The organism is Leptolyngbya boryana PCC 6306, from assembly GCF_000353285.1.
GTDB classification, from domain to species: Bacteria; Cyanobacteriota; Cyanobacteriia; order Leptolyngbyales; family Leptolyngbyaceae; genus Leptolyngbya; species Leptolyngbya boryana.
Map to the genome: position 1 here is coordinate 1,715,569 of NZ_KB731324.1, position 18,268 is coordinate 1,733,836.

Consider the following 18,268-nt stretch of genomic DNA (forward strand, 5'->3'; position numbering starts at 1 on the left):
ACTTCGTCGTATATTTCAGTACCTCAAACGACGTACCGACCTTGTGGCAGCTGAATCATAGAGACCTAACTCGTCCTCGATCGTGGCACTGATTGCCAAGTAGTGGAGGGTTTCGGGATTCAGGAATTGCATTGCCCGACTGCAAGACAACTCTTACTTGCTGGAATGGTGTAACGCTCTCATGCCAGCAGGTCAACTTCGCATTGGTTTATTTACATTAGGAATGTTCGTGTCATGGTGTTAAGAGCATCGTTGAAGCAAAAATCGCAAGTTCGCAAGCGGAAGCCTGCCTTGCTTAAATCCTGGGAAGCACTGCTCAGAACAGTGAGTAAGTTGTCTCTCGGTTGGCAAATGTCAATTCCGATCACAGTCGCGATCGTTGGACTTTGGAGCTATGCGGCTGTTGCCCAAACTCCGCCTACGCTTGAAAGCGTTTCGACTACAACCACAGATCTGAAAGTGGGTCTTGATACCATGTGGGTCATGGTTGCAGGATTCCTTGTGTTCTTTATGAACGCAGGCTTCGGCATGCTCGAAACTGGGATGTGCCGACAGAAAAATGCAGTCAACATCCTGGCGAAAAACTTGATCGTGTTTGCGCTCTCTACCGCTGCGTATTGGGCGATCGGGTTTGGCTTAATGTTCAGCAACGGCAATGGTTGGCTCGGCGCAAGCGGTGGATTCTTCCTCACAGGTGCAGACAACAGCCCTGCTACAGGCGATGCTTACCAAGGAATTTTCTCAGCAATCAGTTGGGCAGGTGTGCCGCTCGCAGCAAAGTTCTTCTTCCAGTTGGTGTTTGCTGGAACCGCAGCCACGATTGTTTCGGGTGCAGTTGCTGAGCGGATCAAATTTATCGACTTCTTGCTGTTTAGCTTACTGTTGGTTGGGATTGCTTACCCCATTACAGGTCACTGGATCTGGGGCGGTGGCTGGCTAGCAACGCTTGGATTCTATGATTTTGCAGGTTCGACGGTCGTACACTCGGTTGGGGGTTGGGCAGCTCTGATGGGAGCTGCTTTCCTCGGGGCAAGAATTGGCAAATACAATGCAGATGGTTCTGCAAATGCGATTCCGCCTCACAATCTCAGTATTGCAACCTTGGGTGCTTTGATTCTTTGGTTGGGCTGGTTCGGATTTAACCCTGGTTCGACTATGGGCATTGGCAATGGCTCTTTGATTGCTCATATTGCTTTGACGACGAACACAGGTGGCGCATTTGGTGCGATCGCGGCAACGGTAGTTGCATGGGCAATTTTAGGCAAGCCTGACTTGACCATGACCATCAATGGTCTGCTGGCTGGATTAGTCGCTGTTACAGCACCCTGTGCTTGGATTAGCGTTCCTTCTTCTGCGATCATCGGTGCGATTGGCGGTATCTTAGTTGTCTTCGCCGTCGGGTTCTTTGATAAGTTGAAAATTGATGACCCAGTAGGTGCGATCGCAGTTCACTTAGTGAACGGTGTCTGGGGAACGCTGGCGCTCGGATTATTCAGCCAAGCTGATGCTTTTGGTGCAACTCCTGCTCCCAAAGCTGGATTGCTGTTTGGTGGCGGTATTGAGCAGTTTTGGTATCAGCTGGTTGGAGTCTTATCAGTAGGTGGCTTCACAGTCTTGGTTTCCAGCATCTTCTGGATTTTGCTGAAGTCTACTTTGGGTATCCGTGTGACCTCTGAAGAAGAACTGGAAGGTTTGGATATCAGCGAGCACGGTATGGAAGCTTATGCAGGATTTGCTAAGGAAAGTGCTTTTGGCTCTTCTAGTAGCTACCCCAGCAGTTCGTCTGAACCGACCAAGTATTAATGACTTGAAAGGTCTAATCTAAGATTCTGCGAAGAGCGCTCTCCAATTTGGAGAGCGCTCTTTTTGCACTTTGTTAAGTCCGATGAATCTATTAGGAATTCACATAATCTTTTAAGAAACATCCTCCCTAGTGATGAAACTTAGGGTCTGCTGGGATTAAGGCTTTCTCGATCGCAAAAGTGTAATTTCAATTACAGAATGAGCCTTTCAATTTTGGTGCAATCCAATAGCAATCATTCGGATTTCCAATGGTTTCTGTATCTACAGCCTAACGGAAGTCTGAAGATGAGTTCTTTATTGGCGTTGAAGGTTTGAAGCCAGTGTTGAAAAAAATCATGTGGACAGCGCTCACCACGATCGCGCTGTTTAGTATTCCGTTGATGGGTACTGCTCTTGCTGAGCCTGTGACGGCTGAAGCTGCAAAAGCTGCCGCCGATCAGGCAGCTAGCCAAGCTGATACAGCCTTTATGTTGATTTCGGCTGCCCTCGTGTTGCTGATGACTCCGGGTTTAGCGTTTTTCTATGGCGGTTTTGTTCGGTCTCGGAATGTTCTCAATACCATGATGATGAGCTTTATTCTCATGGGTATTGTTGGAACCAGTTGGATTCTGTGGGGTTATAGTCTTTCGTTTGCACCTGGAACTCCGTTTATCGGCGGGCTACAGTGGTTGTTCTTGAACGGCGTGGGTCTAGAAACGACAGGATATCTAGCGGGCAGCCAGCCCGATGCGGTTGTTTCCTATGCCGGAACGATCCCGCACCAAACGTTCATGATTTATCAGGCGATGTTTGCCATTATCACGCCTGCTTTGATTTCGGGTGCGATCGTTGAACGGATTAGCTTCAAAGCTTATTTCTGGTTCATTGTGTTATGGTCTGGAATTTTGTATCCGATTTTCGCTCACATGGTTTGGGCGAAAGGCGGATTTTTGGGCTTATATGGTGGCTTGGGTGCTTTGGACTTTGCAGGCGGAACCGTTGTTCACATCAGTTCTGGTGTGTCAGCACTGGTTGCAGCTTGGGTCTTAGGTCCGCGCAAAACGTACCCCAATCAGCCTGCTGCACCGCATAACGTTCCTTACATTTTGTTAGGAGCTGGATTGCTGTGGTTTGGGTGGTTTGGCTTTAATGGCGGCAGTGCTTTAGCCTCTGGCTCATTAGCGACAGTTGCATTCGTGGCAACGACAACTTCTGCCTCAGCAGCAGGTTTAGTCTGGGTGATTTTGGAATGGATCTTACGTGGCAAGCCGACCGCCGTTGGGATTGCCACAGGCGCAGTTGCTGGATTAGTTGGAATTACTCCGGCTGCGGGATTTGTGACTCCCATTGCAGCTTTGCTGATTGGGGCAATCACTGCAACGGCTTGCTTCTTTGCTGTGAGTTTGAAAGCGAAGCTCCAGTTTGATGATTCGCTGGATACATTCCCAGTGCATGGTGTGGGTGGAACAATTGGTGCGATCTTAACTGGTATTTTTGCGACTAAAGCAGTCAACTCGGCTGGTGCAGATGGGTTGCTGGCAGGGAATGCAACCCAGGTGTTGACGCAGATTGAAGCGGTAGCCATCACTTATGTCTTGGCAGCGCTAGGAACGATCGTGATTCTGAAAGTCTTGAGCGCAGTCTTTGGTGGATTGCGAGTCCACCCAGATGCTGAGTTTCAGGGTGTAGATATTCATGAGCATGGTGAAGAAGGCTACGGTGAAGAGGTTACCGCAGGGTTCATGATGACTCGAGTTGAATAAGATGCGGTTACAGGGATGATTTACTTAAAAGGCTCTAGGAGTTGAAATCCTAGAGCCTTTTGATATGCGGTAGCAACTCGCTTTGCTAGTGTGCAGCTTTTGTCCTCTCTGTCCCCGATTTGGGAGCTTTGAAGTCAATTGAGGGTGTGTTAGCGTCGTTTGCTCGTTGGTTTTTGCTCTTGTTCGCGACGGCGACGATCGCGCCAATCTGCAATGGTGATATAGCCAACGCCACCAGTGATGGCTATGAGAAGACCAAACGCGACAAGCACCAGTGTGTTAAAAACTGTAAATTCCACGATCGGATCTCAAAGTTCTAGATTTTCAGTGCCCGCAGCGTGTTGACCACGGGCTGGAAACTAGGCATTAGAAGCCATTGCGTCCCCAAACGACCATTGCGATCGAGAAGGTAAAAACGGATAAAAGCGCGACCCAACCAAGTGACAAAATATCCATGATAAAAACGGGCGGTACAAAGGATGATAAATCTAATAATAAGGCAAAACGGGCTAGCGACTGGGGAACTGGGATCTAGAGATTGACATGCAACACTTAAAGCTGAGCTGGGAAGAACGAGTCGAGTCGTTGAAAGCAGGATTGCTTTCGGCAGGTTCGGTTGCGTTGATTTTTCCGTTGATTGCGTTATTGAATGATTTTTTGGTCAGCCGCTATCCCAGTGTTTCGATGAACTACTGGATTAGCGGCGCGATCGCGCTGTTTGCAGGGTTCTTATTTGGGGTGACTTACCGCTACATCATTCGTGAAGATGAGAATTCTCACCTCAAATCTGGGGCGGTGCTGGCGTTTGGATTAGTGCGAGGGTTGGCGCAGGTGGAAATGGGAATTGCAAATCAAAGTGCAGTCATCCCCATTGTCAGCTACGCAGTTGAAAGTGTTTTGTTGTTTGCGATCGCCAGACTGGTGCTTGATTGGGGGATGTCCCTTGGCTGGATTCAGCGATTTAAGGGATAAATTCTACAATTTCACTTGCACTAAACATCTGATTGCGATCGAGCGCCGAGAGAATTTTTTGATTGGCGCGATCGCTGATTAAGCATTTGCACACGAGATCTGCGACATCGGCACGGTGAATTGAGCCAGAGATTTTGGGATCTTCGGTGAGAAATCCGGTTCCGGTTGCGGGTTCGGACTTGAGACCGCCCGGACGCACGATCGTATAGGTCAGCCCGCTGTCGATCAGATGTTGTTCCGCTTTTTCTTTGTCTTCGAGAACCGCTCCTAGCGCTTCGAGAGCACGAGGCGGTAAGGCAACCACACTATCGCCGCACCCGATCGAGGTGACTAAGACGAATTTTTTCACGCCTGCTTTGCGTGCTGCATCAATTAAATTGCGATTGCCTTCATCATCAGCGCGTTTGATATCGCCGGGAAGACCGCCGATCGTGCTAATGACTGCATCGATTCCAGAGAGATCTAACTGTTCTGGAATCATTGCATCGCCCATGATCGGTTGAATGCCTAAAACTTCGAGTTCATTAACAGCAATATTCGATCGCAATAATGCTTTGACCGTAAAATTCGGCTGTAAGATTCGAGCAATTTCGCGTCCGACTCCTCGACTTGCACCTGCAACGAGAACGGTTTCAAAGGGCGTTAAGCTTTCCAGCATTTTAATTAGCCTTCTAGAGAGATCATTTATGCTTAAGAGTAAGCCTGCATAACCCAAAGTATACGGATACCAGACCTCACTGAAGTCGAGAAAGCCGTCCCTAAGATTATCAAGAATTCTGTTCCAATAGAGGAAGCATAGACAGAGGAAATCACCGTGAACCAGAATCAACTTTATAACTTACAACTCGGTCTAAATGGATTTGGTCGCATTTTAACGATCGTGGGATTTGCGTTACTGCTGAGTGCCGTCGGGTTGGGCTGGTTGGTGAAATCGTTTTTCTTTGTACTGGGGCTGTTGATTCTTGCGCCGATTGTCGGGATTTTTGTGTTCCAGTGGTGGGTGAGAAAGAATATTGTCCAGTCGGCTTGTCCGGTGTGTGGAACAGAGTTGACTGGATTTAATCAGGCTCAGATGCAATGTTCTAGCTGTGGAGAGCCGTTACTCGTTGAGCATGGGAAATTTAAGCGCATGACTCCTTCCGGCACGATCGATGTAGAAGCCGTTGAAGTTGCGGCTCAAGTTGTTGAAGATTAATCCAGAGAATCGGGTTCAGCTTCGCTCACCCTGCGAGAACTCTAGAATCGAGCATTCAGCGAAGCCGAGACACATTTTTTATCTTTCTACTGCACTTGTTTTTGAGCGTACTGAATGCGGTAGATTCTGTTATTGGCTTCGTCCGTGAAAATCAGACTGCCATCATTAAGTACGAGTAAGCCGACAGGTCTACCCCAAGTTGTTGGAATGCTGGGATCAAGGAGAAACCCTGTTACAAAATCTTCGTATTGCCCTTGCGATTGCCCTTCATTAAACGGCACGAAGACAATCTTATATCCGGTTCCCTGAGAGCGATTCCAAGACCCTCGGAAGGCGACAAATGCGCCGTTGCGATAGCGATCGGGAAATGTATTGCCCGTATAGAATCGCAATCCTAATGCTGCCGAATGCGCTTCAAATAAAACATCTGGCGTACGAGTTTTCGCAACGAGGTCGGGGCGGGTGCTTTTTCCGTCCTTGAGATGGCGCGGGTCGAGGCGATTGGGTGCGAGATAGGCATAGGGCCATCCATAAAATTCGCCTGCTTGTACTTGCGTCAGATAATCTGGCACTAAGCCATCTCCGATTTGATCCCGTTCGTTGACCGTTGCAAAGAGTGCTCCGGTTGCCGGATTGAAATCTAGACCGACGGGATTACGCAGCCCAGAGGCGAAGGTTTGACGATCGCTGCCATCTAAATTCATGACTTGAATTGAGGCACGCGGGAGCGGTTCTTCATCAGCGTTCGAGCGCGATCCGATGGAGACATAAAGCTTTTGTCCATCTGGAGAAGTGACCACGTTGCGCGTCCAATGTTGGTTATAGCCTTGTCCAGGTAATTCTGTGATCTTCGTGCCCCGACCTTGAACGCGATCGTTTGCCACAGAAAATCTCAGGACTGAATCAGTATTGCCGACAAAAAACGCATCTTCGGCAAATGCCATTCCAAACGGTAAATTTAGCCCGTTTTCTTCAGTTGCAAAGGTTTTGCGGACTTCTGCAACGCCATCCTTATTGGCATCTCGGAGCAGCAGAATTCGATTGCGACGGGTTTCGGTGACGAGAACATCGCCGTTTGGAGTCAGGGCGAGCCAACGCGGTCGATCAAGTCCTTCCGCAAACACATTGACAGTAAAGCCAACAGGAACCCGTAAGACTGGATTTTCAGGAATTGGAACAACTTCAGGTGGTTTTGAGGCGCTTTGTGTGGCGTTGGGTTGAGGAAGTTGATCGACATCAATTCGGATCGGTTGGGGGTTCAGAATTTCTGTCCGAATTGGAGCGCTAGAAGATGAAGCTTGGGCAACTTGGGGTTCTCGATCGCGCTCGACATTCGGATTCGATGAATGACAGGAACTCAAGGCAGCGATCGCAAAAAACAGCCAAGCGATCTGAGGAAAACGGTTAGACATGGAAGCGTCGGGACAGTGCAACTTGATTTCTAGAGTACAGATAGAAATCGAATTTAACACCTTCCGAGAGGCTCACTATCAGGAAGCGCTAACGCTGACCGGATCAATTTTATGAGTTCGGGAACTGAAGTCTGAATATTTTGAGGGCTAGGAGTTACAGCGATCGCCAGGTATCGCGCACGACTTGACGAATTACTTCAAACGGCTGGCTCTCCGGCAGATGCAACTGCTCGGTTGAGAACACGTAGTACACTTCACCCGCATCACTCACTTCAAAATTCGCGTCGTATTCGCGTGCCCAAAGATCGAGATGTCGGCGCGCAATTTCCGGTTCGAGGCGGGTGGCTCTGGAGAAATCGAGCAGTGAAATCCTGCCCTGCTTGATCCGCAACAGTTGGAAAAAGCGATCGCGAATGGCATGGCGATGCGCTTTAGAACTGGCATAGAGTAAAAGTCCTCCGATCGCACTGGGAGTCAGCCCAAAAAATACCAGCAGAATCAAGAGAATTGTAAATGCCCAGGTTGGAGGTTGGAATGCCAAAATCGACAGAGAAAGCGCGATCGAGATCACGCCACCTCCGCAGAGAAATAGGCTTCCAGCAACTTTGCTTGCAACACTCCAAAATCGATTCATGCGCGCCTCCGAAAAAGCTTAAAAAATTGAAGGGCGAGGCAACTTCAATCACAGTATTCATAGCCTAACTGTTTTTCTTGCAATCGGGGCTATCGGGTTGCCGATCATTCGATTGACGGATTTCGCTCCTCAGTTTTCCCCCGGAAGAGGATGGCTGAACGGTGGAGATCTACGTTAGTTTTAAGTCACTGTTCTGATGCCGTTTTGCATTAATTGTTGGAATTGCTTCTATGTTTTCCAGACTTGTCCAAACCAGTTCGCGCCAAGGTGAAATCTTAGAAGTAGTGCTTCGGAACGGATGGGATTTTATGCGGCGGCTCTTGACCGGGGGAAAAGTTGACGAGCCAAAATTGCCTCCCCCGGCTGTGTTGCGCAATATTTTGGTCGATTTGGGGCCCGTGTATGTGAAGCTCGGGCAACTGCTGAGCACTCGTCCTGATCTCTTGCCTGCGGAATATATTGATGCTCTGTCCACGCTGCAAGCAGAAGTTCCTCCGGTGGATTGGGCAGAAATTGAAGTCGTGCTGCGAAAACAATTTAGTCAGCCCCTAGAAGAAGTCTTTGCCTCGGTGAACTACACGCCCGTTGCAGCGGGTTCGATCGCTCAAACGCATTACGCTGTTCTCAAAGATGGACGAGCCGTTGCGCTCAAAGTTCAACGTCCAGGACTCTCAGCGGTTGTAGAACAAGATATTGCGCTGATTCGTTTGATGGCAAGACTGGTTGCTCAGACGGATTTTGGACAGTACTACGATATTGTGGCGATCGCTGAAGAATTCGCGGAAGCGCTACGAAACGAGCTCGATTTTACTCAAGAAGCTCGATATACCGATCAACTGAGACAGAATTTGAGCGGGACTCGCTGGTTTGATGCCTCTCAGCTTGTGGTTCCTCAGATTTATTGGGAATATACAACCGATAAACTCGTTGCGATGGAATGGCTAGATGGTGTGGCGGTACTCTCTGCATTTCCGCCCATCAGTGCTGCTGAAGGTGTCGTCGATCTCCAGCGACGAGAAGAAATTTCAACGTTACTCCTCAGAGCGTTCTTCCAGCAAATTTGCTTAGATGGCTTCTTCCACGCTGATCCGCATCCTGGGAATGTGTTCTATCTCAAGGATGGGCGGGTAGCATTGCTCGATTGCGGCATGGTGGGACGACTCGATCCAAGAACACAGCAGTTGATTTTGGAATTGGTACTCGCGATCGTCAATCTGGATGCCCAACGATGTACTCAACTCGTACTGCAACTTGCGCCCCCGATTCAACCGATCAATCGAGTCAAGCTCGAAACCGAGTTCGATCGGTTACTGCGTCGGTACTATAGTCTGAATATCTCGCAGGTCAACTTTAGTAAGCTCGTTTACGAAGTGCTGCAAATTGTTCGAGACAATAAGGTGCGAGTTCCCGGCAATTTGGGGCTATGTGCGAAAGCGATCGCGAACCTAGAAGGCATTGCTCGATCACTCGATCCGAATTTCAACATTCCCAATAAAATTCGCCCAATGATGACGGAAGTTTTTCAGCGTCAGATTGTTGGAGAAGCGCCGTTAATTGCTTTGTTGCGAACGGTGTTGGATGTGAAAAATCTCTCATTGCAATCTCCGCGGCAGGTTGAGTTATTGCTCGATCGCGTCACGTCTGAAACCTTGCAGTGGAATTTTTCGATTCGAGAAGCAGAACCAATACGACGCACGGTCGATTCTGCTGCGAATCGGGTGTCTTTTAGTATTGTTGTTGGCTCATTGATTATGGGTGCAGCGATTATTTCTGCGAATACGCAGTCGAGTCAAGTCTATTGGGTGAGTGATGTCTTGTTTGCAGCCGCGAGTTTCTTGGGGCTTTGGTTGATTATTAGTATTCTGCGATCGGGGCCTTTGCGATAAAAAGATCTGGATTATATTCAAAGCATGTCCAAAGTTGTTGGCAACGACATGATGGCTTCGCTGACGCTTCCTCTCAAAATTGACATGAGCCAGGTTCACTTTACAGATGATCAGTTTTATCTCCTTTGTATGAGCAATCCTGACTTAACGATCGAACGAGATGCGAAAGCAGCTTTGATTCTTACGTCTCCAGTTGGCGGTGATAGCGGAAGACGAGAAGCGAGCTATATTGCTGACTTGATCATTTGGAATCGTCAAACTGGACTCGGAGAAGTGTTCAGTTCTTCAACGATGTTTAAGCTGCCAGAAGGGGGCGCTCGCTCTCCTGATGCGGCGTGGGTTGAGTGATCGCGCTGGCAAACTCTGACTGCTGAACAGCGTCAGAAATTTCCTCCAATTGCACCTGATTTTGTCTTGGAACTGCGATCGCGAACTGACAGCTTGGAGACATTGCAGGAAAAGATGCAGGAGTATATGACGAGTGGTGTTCAGTTGGGTTTGATGGTGAATCCTCAGAATCAAGAAATTGAAATCTATCGTCAAGGACAACTGAGAGAAGTGCGATCGCTGCCGACGCAATTTCCTGGTGAAGCTGTTTTACCAGGGTTTATGTTGCAGATTGATCGATTTGTAGAGGATTGATGCCAAGTCCTTTAAGTCGTTTGCGATCGCTGAGCCAACAAGCAGTCCTCAAAACTAAATGCTTCTTCATCTAGAAAGGACGCGATCGCCATCTCAACAACGGCTTCGATTGGGCAATCTAATTCAGTTGTTTTCTTGATTAGGGCAGCTTTCACATAATCAGGCATATCTTCTAAGATCTGCTGAACCGATTCTGCTGAAAGATGCTGTTTACTTAAGGTCGGATTCATAGCTCTCTTGGAATCATCACGTTATAGGGTGGATTCGTAGCTTGCAGAATGAGCGTCTCTAGCTCATATGATAACCCTGGTCTTTGCCATTGCTGAATGACCTGATAAGCGATCCGCACCTGATCTGGATCATAACGATCGAGCCATCCCCATAGATAGGCTTTGTGTCCTCCTTTCAATCGATCTCTAAGATTCTTTGCTTTGCCGATATACAGCAATCCCTCTGTTTGATGTCTGAAAGCATACAATCCTAGGCGAGAAGGGATATCGTCAAATTCACGACTCAAAGGGATGCAGTTTTCAAAAGGCGTAAAGGCAAGTGTATCGAGAATTAGCTGTGCTTCCTGCTGAATCTCATTGCGATCGCGGGTCATTCTAAAAGTCGTGTGCTGTTGATCTGTAACAGCGCTGATTTTATCTGAGAAGTGATGAATTTTTCGGAAGATGTGCGATCACGTGGTTTTTCCTGAGTTGAACCAAAAGACTTAGGATTGACTAAATTGGGAAGAGAGAGTCGTTTGCCCTTGCTTTCTCGATCGCTTAATGCAGTTCCGACCCATGAAGCTTTTTATCTCCTATGCCCACAAAGATGAGAGCCTGCGCGAAAAGTTCGACAATCACCTCAGTCTCTTGAAACGTCAAGGTGTCATTGAGGCTTGGCACGATCGCGAAATCAAACCGGGAACTGAATGGGCAAAAGAAATTGACAGCAATTTGGATAAGGCAGACCTAATCTTACTGCTGGTTAGTTCCGATTTTCTTGCTTCTGATTACTGCTACGAAAGAGAGATGAAGAGAGCGATCGAGCTTCATGATAAAAAAGTGGCTCGCGTGATTCCGATTGTTTTGCGCTCTTGTGATTGGGAATCTGCACCTTTTGGCAAACTCCAAGGACTTCCAATTGTGACAGGTGGAGGCATTAAGCCTGTTAACAAATGGGAAGACGAAGTATGGACGCAAATTGTCAAGAGTATCCGAAAAGTCGCGGCGGAGATGAAGCAATGGGTTGAAGAAATTCGAGCGCGCTGTTGCCAAAAGATTCTCTCTCAATACAGCACGATTCAACTATTGAACCAAACTGAGATTACGGTCGATCAGCTTTATGTGGATGTGTGGTTGTTGAATCGCTCTCCTCGAACGTTTCTGGTTTCAGAAGACAAGATGTTGGAGAAGTTTGATTTGCGGAACGATCGATTAGGATTGGGCGATCGCATTAAGCGCAATGAGGGAATGGCAGTTGCACATGAAAACACTCGATTGCTGATTTTAGGGAAACCGGGGGCAGGGAAAACAACTTTTCTCAAGCATTTGGCGGTGGATTGCAGTAAGGGTAAATTTCAGCCAGACTTAATTCCAGTTTTAATTGAACTACGGCAGATTCAATCTGAGGAATGGAATTTATTAGATGCGATTTCGGAGCAATTAGCGCTAGACCCTCAGCAAACGCAAAAGCTATTAGTGCAAGGGAAACTCCTGGTTTTGATGGATGGACTTGATGAAGTCCCGACCAGTAGCTTTCGACGTAATGTGCAAGATCAGGTGTGTGATCTTGCTCAAGAACCAAAACATGAGGGCAATCGGTTCACGCTAACTTGCCGGACGCAAATTATTGAAACGATCCCGCAAGGCTTTGCTTCCGTAGAGGTCGCAGACTTTAACTCGGAACAGGCCAAGACATTTGTGGAGAATTGGGTTTGTGCGAGTGGGCTGACCGAGAGCGAGATCGCACAGCAGTGGCAAGAATTTTCAGATGCCATAGAAGCGAATCCAGCCTTGAAAGAACTGACCGTAACGCCTGTGCTGTTGAGTTTGATGTGTTGGGTGTTTCAGGATTCAGGAGAATTGCCTACCCAGACGGCTTTGCTCTATGAAAAGGGTATTCGGTTGCTGTTGGAGAAATGGAACGATCGTAAGGAGATTTCTAGATGGGAAGTTGGCAATGAAGTGTATAGGAAACTAGAGCTTGAGCAGAAAGAGCGACTTCTCACCGAAATTGCAGCATGGAAATTTGAGAATCCAGAGAACTTCGTTTTATTTGAGCAGAAAGATTTGGCAATTCAAATTGCTCAAATCCTCAAACTTTCCAATGTACAAGAAGGAGAAGCTGTATTGAGAGCAATCGAGGCACAGCATGGATTACTCGTCGAAAGAGCTGATGAATTATGGTCATTCTCTCATCTCACCTTCCAGGAACACTTCACAGTTCGATGGCTGACTCAACTTTCTTCTGAGCAGCTTGCTCAGAGGATTGCACATTCTAGATGGCAAGAAGTGCTGAAGCAACTTGTCAAGTCTCAACCAGCAGATAGATTGCTCAAATTGATGAAACAGGCAATCGATAATACTCTTGTGCAGGATGACAAAATACAGGAATTTCTGAACTGGGTTCGCGAAAAGACTGAATTGATTGATACATCACATAAACCTGTTGCGATTCGAGCGTTTTACTTTGATCTCGTCTGCGATCCCAATCTCTACCGCACTCTCTACCGCCCCCGTAGCCACACCCTTGCCCGTCTTCTTGATCTTGACCTTGACCTCGATTTTGACCTCAATCTTGACCTTGATCTTGCTCGTGTTCTCGACCTTAACCTTGACTGTGATCTATACCGTGTTCTGGCTCGTGTTCCCAATTCCGAATTAGCGCTTAAGCTTCAACAGCTTAAATCGCAACTACCAGAAGGGTTTTCTACTCAGAACTGTCAAGCGTCAATGTCTTGGTGGCACAGCAATGGGCAGGCTTGGGCTGAAGCATTGCGTCAGGTCACGATCAAGCATCGCAATATCGGGCACAATTGGCAGTTTACTGAAGCGCAGAAACAGGCTCTACGCCGATACTATGATGCAAACAAATTTCTAGTCGAACTACTGAAACATGAGGGCGCTGGCAGTGTGTCAGTGCGTCAAGGAATTGAAGATAATCTGCTGTTACCCATTGCCACGCTTCAAGAACGTTTTCCGGAGATGTATGGAAGGGATGAGATTAGGGAGTAGGGAATAAGAAAGAACTATTTTTGGTTGAGGTTAGGAATCATTGTGTGATCGAATCACGATCTTACTTCATCCCTTGCAACACAGTTCAAATATTCGCGTAGCACCCAGAAAAGCGTAGAAGTTTATCGCACGTTACATATCCACGCATGAGCGCGACCAAAATGATTCTTATCACCCTAGATCCAGATGATTTTCGACATCGCGTGTATAGTGATTAGAAGCTTTTCCATTGCCTTTGAGAGTAATCTATGAGACTTTCTGCCCTATTGCGTCTTCGGTCTTGGCAAATCCTATTTTTTCTCGGATTGAGTTTGACGATCGCCAGCGCTCAACTCAGCGATCGAGCCACGGCTGCCACTCCCGAAACCGCGCCCGCAGAACTCAAACAAGTTTTATCAAAAATTGATGCCGCTGCAAATAGCAGAAATGCACAAGCCGTACTTCAGTTTTATAGCCCAAACTTTACGCATTCCGACGGGCTAAATCGTCAGAGCTTAGAGCAATCTTTGACACAACTTTGGAAGCAGTATTCCAACTTAACGTACAAGACCGAATTGCAGTCTTGGCAACCGAGTAGTAACGGGTTTCAAGCAGAAACGGTCACTCGGATTACTGGAACGCAAGCGCAAAACGGACAGCAAGTGAAACTGGATGCAACCTTGCGATCGCGGCAGCAATTTCAGAATCAAAAAATCGTTAAACAAGAGATTCTGTCTGAAAAAAATCTAATTACAACCGGAGATAAGCCACCTTCTGTCAATGTTAGTCTGCCTGATCAGGTGCGGGTAGGACAGGAGTTTAGCTTTGATGCGATCGTCCAAGAACCCCTCGAAAACGACCTACTGCTAGGTACAGTCGTGCAAGAAGCGGTGAATTCGGCAGGGTATCTGAAGCCTGCAACGGCTGATCTGGATGTGCTGAATTCGGGTGGACTGTTTAAGATTGGCAAAGCCCCGAATCAAGCTGGCGCGCAGTGGATTTCAGCCGTTTTGGTACGGCATGGTGGAATGACAATGGTGACACAACGATTGAATGTCGTTGCCGGATCAACTCGACCCGCAAGATAAGATATCCCCAATTCTTAGAATTTTCCCCGCTTCAGTTGGCGCAATTCTTGTATTGATTGCCATGCGGTAGTAATGAGTAAATCGAGTCTCATCTGCCCAAGCGGGAAATTCTGCTCGGCGCTGAAGCATAAACGTCTTCTGAAACTGAGGATAAGCTTCGCCTGAACGTGCATCCCGAGTGGGAACAATGCAGCGTTGACAGGGATTGATGCCTTGTAGCTCGACCTCCCCGATTTGAAATCGGACAGGCGTTTCATCGGTTGAATACAATCGCTCTTCCCAAAAAGCAGCGACATCCCCGAGTTCTAAATTGGTGCGGAGTCGCGATCGCATTTCCTCAACGGTGATGTCTGAAAACCATGATGCGGCGCGTTCTAATGTTGCTGTGCTGATCAGAGTCGGCCCAGGGGAAGCTGAATCATCGGGAAATCCGGTCGTGAGATCTTGTTTCAACGTCACCGAAAAGCCAAAATAATCGCTCAACCAGCCTTCAATCCCCCTGCGACCGTGATCGAGATGGAAACTGACAGGTTGCTCGTTCTGAATCGCAAGCGTGACAATCCGGGCTTTGAGATCAAACGTCGATCGAATCTGATGAATTGCCGCAGTTCGTTTGCCATTCACGATTTTATTGGCACGATCAACGATACAAAATTCTCGATCGTGCTCTAATGCGCCACCGGGCAAAATCTTGGCGTGATCTACAGCGATGCCATCGAGAGATTTGATCGGATAAATCAGGAGATGGGTCAGCTTCGGCATAGGATTCGTAAAATACTGCATCCAGTTTGCCAAGATTTAAGCTGGCTTGACTGGAATCGTAATGATAAATTCTGTTCCGTGAATCGGATTAGAAATACACTCCAAACTGCCGTGATGCCGCTCTGTGACAATCTGGTGACTAATCGAAAGCCCCAAGCCTGTCCCTTTTCCGACAGGTTTGGTTGTAAAGAAAGGATCGAATAGTTTAGACTGAATCGATTCTGGAATTCCAGAACCATTGTCATGGATGCAAATTCTCACCGTACTCTCGATCATCTCTGTAGTAATTTCGATGCGAGGTGAAAAGCTAGAATCTTGCTCACACAACTCTTCTAAAGCATCGATCGCATTACTCAAAAGATTCATGAACACCTGATTGAGTTGCCCTGCAAAACATTCGATCAAAGGCAAATCGGCGTAGTTTGTGACAATAGTGATGGCTTTTCGATCTGGAGTTGCTTTGAGTCGATGTTTCAAAATCATCAATGTACTGTCGATCCCAGCCTGAAGATCGACGGCTTTACAGTCTGGCTCATCCATGCGAGAAAAAATCTTCAACGAAGCGACAATTTCTCTAATCCGATCGGCTCCAATCGTCATTGATGTGAGCAACTTCGGCAAGTCTTCCATCAGAAACTCTAAATCAATCTCCTCTTCTTTCTCTTGAATCAATTCAGCATCGGTAGCCTTGCGATAGAGTTTGACCAATTCAATCAGATCGGCTGCGTACGCACTGGCATGCGAAATATTGCCATAAATGAAACTAACGGGGTTGTTAATTTCATGCGCAACGCCAGCAACTAACTGTCCCAAGCTCGACATTTTTTCGCTTTGGATCAGTTGGCTTTGGGTGTGCTGGAGTTCTTGTAGAGTCTGTTCTAGAGCCTCGGCGCGATCGCGAATCTGAGTATAGAGATTCGCTTGACTAATAGCAGATTGGATTGTCTGCATCAAATTGATCAAGCCTAAAATTGCATCGTCATCGCTTTGAATCCGGTGATGATATTTGGCTCGCTCCCGGGCATTGCCTAGTAAAATTAAGAACTCAGACTCTGCGATCATAAAGCCGATAAACTCATCCATGCCAATGCGATCGCCCAGATCTCGAAGCGCTGGATTCGGACTGTCGATCAGACCGATCAGCTGATTCGAGACAAATGCTTGAAAAGCAGGGTGGTGCAAATCTAGCGCCAGCGAATCGACGATGTTATCGTCTTCGTAATAGCCTTCGTGTTGCACCAACTGAAATTGCTCATGCTGACGCTGCAAAATTAAACAGCGCTGAAAATTGCGATCGTAAACAATAAACTGGAGAATTTCCTGCAAAATTCCGCTAATTGAAAAAGACTGGCTCACCCGTTTCCCAATTTCATTGAGTTGACGGTAGAGGCTGATTTGCCCATCGAGTCGATCTTGAGATTCGATCATCCGGCGCTCTGCACGCACGAGACGTTTGACCTGTTCGGAGAGCCGTTGATTTTCAGCGCGCAGATGGGCAATTTCAGCATCGAGAGACGTGGCAGGAACCATAGCAGTTTGGGATATAGAGCAAGTTTCAAAGCCGTTCTTGAGCAGACCATCTAGTGATCGATCGTCTAGTAAATGGCAGCTAAGACTAATGTGTAATTGTGAAATCCGTTTCTGCCTTTGATCGGAGCGATCTCACCATGCGTATATAGCCCAATCCAAGGGAGAGAAGTGCCGACCTGTTGCTGGAGTTTCTGCTCAAGCCGTTGTTTTTCTAATTCCCCCAGCACAGATTTTCCACGTCCATAACAGTCGAATTGGAAAATCAACTTCGCGGATTGGGCTTGCAGTTGAGTGTTTAAGTGTTCGGCGATCGTATCAATGCCTTGAGCAATCTTCTCCGGATCGCGGCGAGTAATCCAAATACTACTTCCTTCTACAACGTCAGTTTGCAGCGTTACAGATCCGGCAACATCGTCTTTGCTCGGCAAGTAGCGAATCACAAACTCATCGTGATCTTGAGCATAATTCGGAGCTTTTAACCCGAAACAGAAGGCAACGATTGTGCGATCCCAGGCTTGAATTTCTTCTTCTGTGAGATACTCACGCAGCACCTCAAACACAGGCTGATGATCAATTTCAAAAATCTTATTGCCTTGGGCGCGGGTAATTTTTCGCTCTTGACCGATCGGAACACAGCCATGATTGAGTGCCCAAATCACTTGGCAATCTCCAGAGAGCAACGTGGCAACTACACCATCTGAAATGACTTGATCATCACAATACTGATAGGTTGCTTTCATTTCGATATCGCTGCCCGCTGCGCCTCCTAAAATCGGCGGAACAGTGTAACCCTGCTGAGCAAATTCTGATTCAATCCCGGTCATCAAGCGATCGAAGTTCACCGTAATGCCATCGGTGAAGAGAAACATGGCTTGAGCTTGTTCGCTAAAATCCATCAGCAATTTACTGGCGATCGTTTGACCTGTTTCGGTTGGCTGCTCTTTGAGTCCGACGGCGTAGCGATTCGTAAAGCGGAGTTCATCGGACTGGATCACCATCACGGCAACTGAAAAATTCGATTCATCGGCTTCATTCTGGACAATCACGCCTTGCCCAGAGCATCCTGCCAGCGGGCAATTGCCTGTCTCTTGCCGCACGACTTGTACTAATTTCTGTTGGTGATATCCAAGCGAGGCGAAGAGAAAAACGAAATCTGGCTGTGTGATATTCGCAGCAGTCATCGCTTTTTGAACAGCCTCTTTTGCTGCTTGAGTCACATTGCGAAGATGACTCATTCCAACTCCAGCTTGAGTTCCCATTGCAGAGTGTTGAAAAACTTCAGTTTCTAACATGCCCGATCGTCTCTTTCTACAAACAAAAAACGAAACTCAGCTTCATATTTCACCGCTAACCCAAAATGGCTGCTATACGCTATAAGTAAATACTTGGAACTCCGGTT

At 47.4% G+C, this 18,268-nt stretch carries 17 protein-coding genes and 1 pseudogene; 8 read left to right on the top strand and 10 right to left on the bottom strand.

Annotation, left to right across the window (positions count from 1 at the left end; genetic code table 11):
• Positions 1 to 234 precede the first annotated feature (234 nt).
• Positions 235 to 1,803: an ammonium transporter gene (locus tag LEPBO_RS0108515; RefSeq protein WP_017287130.1), complete on the top strand. Its 1,569-nt coding sequence runs from the start codon at positions 235 to 237 to the stop codon at positions 1,801 to 1,803.
• Positions 1,804 to 2,123: 320 nt separating this feature from the next.
• Complete coding sequence (locus LEPBO_RS0108520) at positions 2,124 to 3,545, top strand: ammonium transporter (protein WP_026148505.1); 1,422 nt, start codon at positions 2,124 to 2,126, stop codon at positions 3,543 to 3,545.
• A 149-nt stretch (positions 3,546 to 3,694) separates the two neighbouring features.
• Here the strand turns inward: LEPBO_RS0108520 and LEPBO_RS43295 are convergent, their stop codons facing one another.
• Together LEPBO_RS43295 and petN are read right to left on the bottom strand one after the other, a co-directional pair.
• The gene (locus tag LEPBO_RS43295) at positions 3,695 to 3,844 is read right to left on the bottom strand and encodes a hypothetical protein (RefSeq protein WP_017287132.1); all 150 of its coding nucleotides are present in this window, start codon (positions 3,842 to 3,844) and stop codon (positions 3,695 to 3,697) included.
• 67 nt (positions 3,845 to 3,911) lie between these two features.
• The gene (petN, locus tag LEPBO_RS40880) at positions 3,912 to 4,001 is read right to left on the bottom strand and encodes a cytochrome b6-f complex subunit PetN (protein ID WP_071596148.1); all 90 of its coding nucleotides are present in this window, start codon (positions 3,999 to 4,001) and stop codon (positions 3,912 to 3,914) included.
• 87 nt (positions 4,002 to 4,088) lie between these two features.
• Here petN and LEPBO_RS0108530 point away from each other — a divergent pair, with 87 nt between their 5' ends.
• Positions 4,089 to 4,517, top strand: a complete 429-nt coding sequence (locus tag LEPBO_RS0108530; protein ID WP_017287133.1) for a hypothetical protein — start codon at positions 4,089 to 4,091, stop codon at positions 4,515 to 4,517.
• Here the strand turns inward: LEPBO_RS0108530 and LEPBO_RS0108535 are convergent.
• On the bottom strand, positions 4,507 to 5,175 hold the full coding sequence (locus tag LEPBO_RS0108535) for an SDR family oxidoreductase (protein ID WP_017287134.1): 669 nt from the start codon (positions 5,173 to 5,175) through the stop codon (positions 4,507 to 4,509). The genes LEPBO_RS0108530 and LEPBO_RS0108535 overlap by 11 nt on opposite strands.
• Positions 5,176 to 5,331: 156 nt before the next feature.
• On the opposite strand from LEPBO_RS0108535, the gene LEPBO_RS0108540 reads away from it, so the two are divergent.
• Entirely contained in the window at positions 5,332 to 5,712 is a 381-nt protein-coding gene (locus LEPBO_RS0108540) for a hypothetical protein (RefSeq protein WP_017287135.1), read from the top strand.
• 86 nt (positions 5,713 to 5,798) lie between these two features.
• Here the strand turns inward: LEPBO_RS0108540 and LEPBO_RS0108545 are convergent, their stop codons facing one another.
• A complete protein-coding gene (locus LEPBO_RS0108545) occupies positions 5,799 to 7,124 on the bottom strand; it encodes a PQQ-dependent sugar dehydrogenase (protein ID WP_017287136.1) in 1,326 nt (441 codons plus the stop codon).
• Between the two features lie 154 nt (positions 7,125 to 7,278).
• Positions 7,279 to 7,758 carry a hypothetical protein gene (locus LEPBO_RS0108550; protein WP_017287137.1) on the bottom strand — a complete coding sequence of 160 codons (480 nt, stop codon included), beginning with the start codon at positions 7,756 to 7,758 and terminating at the stop codon, positions 7,279 to 7,281.
• A 230-nt stretch (positions 7,759 to 7,988) separates the two neighbouring features.
• Here LEPBO_RS0108550 and LEPBO_RS0108555 point away from each other — a divergent pair, with 230 nt between their 5' ends.
• Together LEPBO_RS0108555 and LEPBO_RS36505 are read left to right on the top strand one after the other, a co-directional pair.
• A complete protein-coding gene (locus LEPBO_RS0108555; protein ID WP_017287138.1) occupies positions 7,989 to 9,644 on the top strand; it encodes an ABC1 kinase family protein in 1,656 nt (551 codons plus the stop codon).
• Positions 9,645 to 9,728: 84 nt separating this feature from the next.
• A pseudogene (locus LEPBO_RS36505) lies at positions 9,729 to 10,286 on the top strand (Uma2 family endonuclease).
• Positions 10,287 to 10,297: 11 nt separating this feature from the next.
• Here the strand turns inward: LEPBO_RS36505 and LEPBO_RS0108565 are convergent.
• Complete coding sequence (locus tag LEPBO_RS0108565) at positions 10,298 to 10,516, bottom strand: hypothetical protein (RefSeq protein WP_017287141.1); 219 nt, start codon at positions 10,514 to 10,516, stop codon at positions 10,298 to 10,300.
• On the bottom strand, positions 10,513 to 10,890 hold the full coding sequence (locus LEPBO_RS0108570) for a GIY-YIG nuclease family protein (protein WP_017287142.1): 378 nt from the start codon (positions 10,888 to 10,890) through the stop codon (positions 10,513 to 10,515). Before LEPBO_RS0108570 ends, LEPBO_RS0108565 begins: the two co-directional genes overlap by 4 nt.
• A gap of 184 nt (positions 10,891 to 11,074) precedes the next feature.
• On the opposite strand from LEPBO_RS0108570, the gene LEPBO_RS0108575 reads away from it, so the two are divergent.
• Positions 11,075 to 13,510 carry a TIR domain-containing protein gene (locus LEPBO_RS0108575; RefSeq protein WP_026148506.1) on the top strand — a complete coding sequence of 812 codons (2,436 nt, stop codon included), beginning with the start codon at positions 11,075 to 11,077 and terminating at the stop codon, positions 13,508 to 13,510.
• A gap of 248 nt (positions 13,511 to 13,758) precedes the next feature.
• The gene (locus tag LEPBO_RS0108580; protein ID WP_017287144.1) at positions 13,759 to 14,577 is read left to right on the top strand and encodes a hypothetical protein; all 819 of its coding nucleotides are present in this window, start codon (positions 13,759 to 13,761) and stop codon (positions 14,575 to 14,577) included.
• On the opposite strand, the gene LEPBO_RS0108585 is transcribed toward LEPBO_RS0108580, so the two are convergent.
• From LEPBO_RS0108585 to LEPBO_RS0108595, 3 genes are all read right to left on the bottom strand, one after another.
• Positions 14,557 to 15,339, bottom strand: coding sequence for an MOSC domain-containing protein (locus LEPBO_RS0108585; protein WP_036045515.1), 783 nt, complete (start codon positions 15,337 to 15,339; stop codon positions 14,557 to 14,559). The genes LEPBO_RS0108580 and LEPBO_RS0108585 overlap by 21 nt on opposite strands.
• Before the next feature lie 36 nt (positions 15,340 to 15,375).
• The gene (locus tag LEPBO_RS45035) at positions 15,376 to 16,869 is read right to left on the bottom strand and encodes a sensor histidine kinase (protein ID WP_017287146.1); all 1,494 of its coding nucleotides are present in this window, start codon (positions 16,867 to 16,869) and stop codon (positions 15,376 to 15,378) included.
• Between the two features lie 65 nt (positions 16,870 to 16,934).
• Positions 16,935 to 18,161, bottom strand: a complete 1,227-nt coding sequence (locus tag LEPBO_RS0108595) for an FIST signal transduction protein (RefSeq protein WP_017287147.1) — start codon at positions 18,159 to 18,161, stop codon at positions 16,935 to 16,937.
• Positions 18,162 to 18,268 lie beyond the last annotated feature (107 nt).

Coding starts and splice junctions, on each gene's coding strand:
- LEPBO_RS0108515 (WP_017287130.1), top strand. CDS start 235: ATGGTGTTAAGAGCATCGTTGAAGCAAAAATCGCAAGTTCGCAAGCGG.
- petN (WP_071596148.1), bottom strand. CDS start 4,001: ATGGATATTTTGTCACTTGGTTGGGTCGCGCTTTTATCCGTTTTTACC.
- LEPBO_RS0108530 (WP_017287133.1), top strand. CDS start 4,089: ATGCAACACTTAAAGCTGAGCTGGGAAGAACGAGTCGAGTCGTTGAAA.
- LEPBO_RS0108535 (WP_017287134.1), bottom strand. CDS start 5,175: ATGCTGGAAAGCTTAACGCCCTTTGAAACCGTTCTCGTTGCAGGTGCA.
- LEPBO_RS0108545 (WP_017287136.1), bottom strand. CDS start 7,124: ATGTCTAACCGTTTTCCTCAGATCGCTTGGCTGTTTTTTGCGATCGCT.
- LEPBO_RS0108550 (WP_017287137.1), bottom strand. CDS start 7,758: ATGAATCGATTTTGGAGTGTTGCAAGCAAAGTTGCTGGAAGCCTATTT.
- LEPBO_RS0108555 (WP_017287138.1), top strand. CDS start 7,989: ATGTTTTCCAGACTTGTCCAAACCAGTTCGCGCCAAGGTGAAATCTTA.
- LEPBO_RS0108565 (WP_017287141.1), bottom strand. CDS start 10,516: ATGAATCCGACCTTAAGTAAACAGCATCTTTCAGCAGAATCGGTTCAG.
- LEPBO_RS0108570 (WP_017287142.1), bottom strand. CDS start 10,890: ATGACCCGCGATCGCAATGAGATTCAGCAGGAAGCACAGCTAATTCTC.
- LEPBO_RS0108575 (WP_026148506.1), top strand. CDS start 11,075: ATGAAGCTTTTTATCTCCTATGCCCACAAAGATGAGAGCCTGCGCGAA.
- LEPBO_RS0108580 (WP_017287144.1), top strand. CDS start 13,759: ATGAGACTTTCTGCCCTATTGCGTCTTCGGTCTTGGCAAATCCTATTT.
- LEPBO_RS0108585 (WP_036045515.1), bottom strand. CDS start 15,339: ATGCCGAAGCTGACCCATCTCCTGATTTATCCGATCAAATCTCTCGAT.
- LEPBO_RS45035 (WP_017287146.1), bottom strand. CDS start 16,869: ATGGTTCCTGCCACGTCTCTCGATGCTGAAATTGCCCATCTGCGCGCT.
- LEPBO_RS0108595 (WP_017287147.1), bottom strand. CDS start 18,161: ATGTTAGAAACTGAAGTTTTTCAACACTCTGCAATGGGAACTCAAGCT.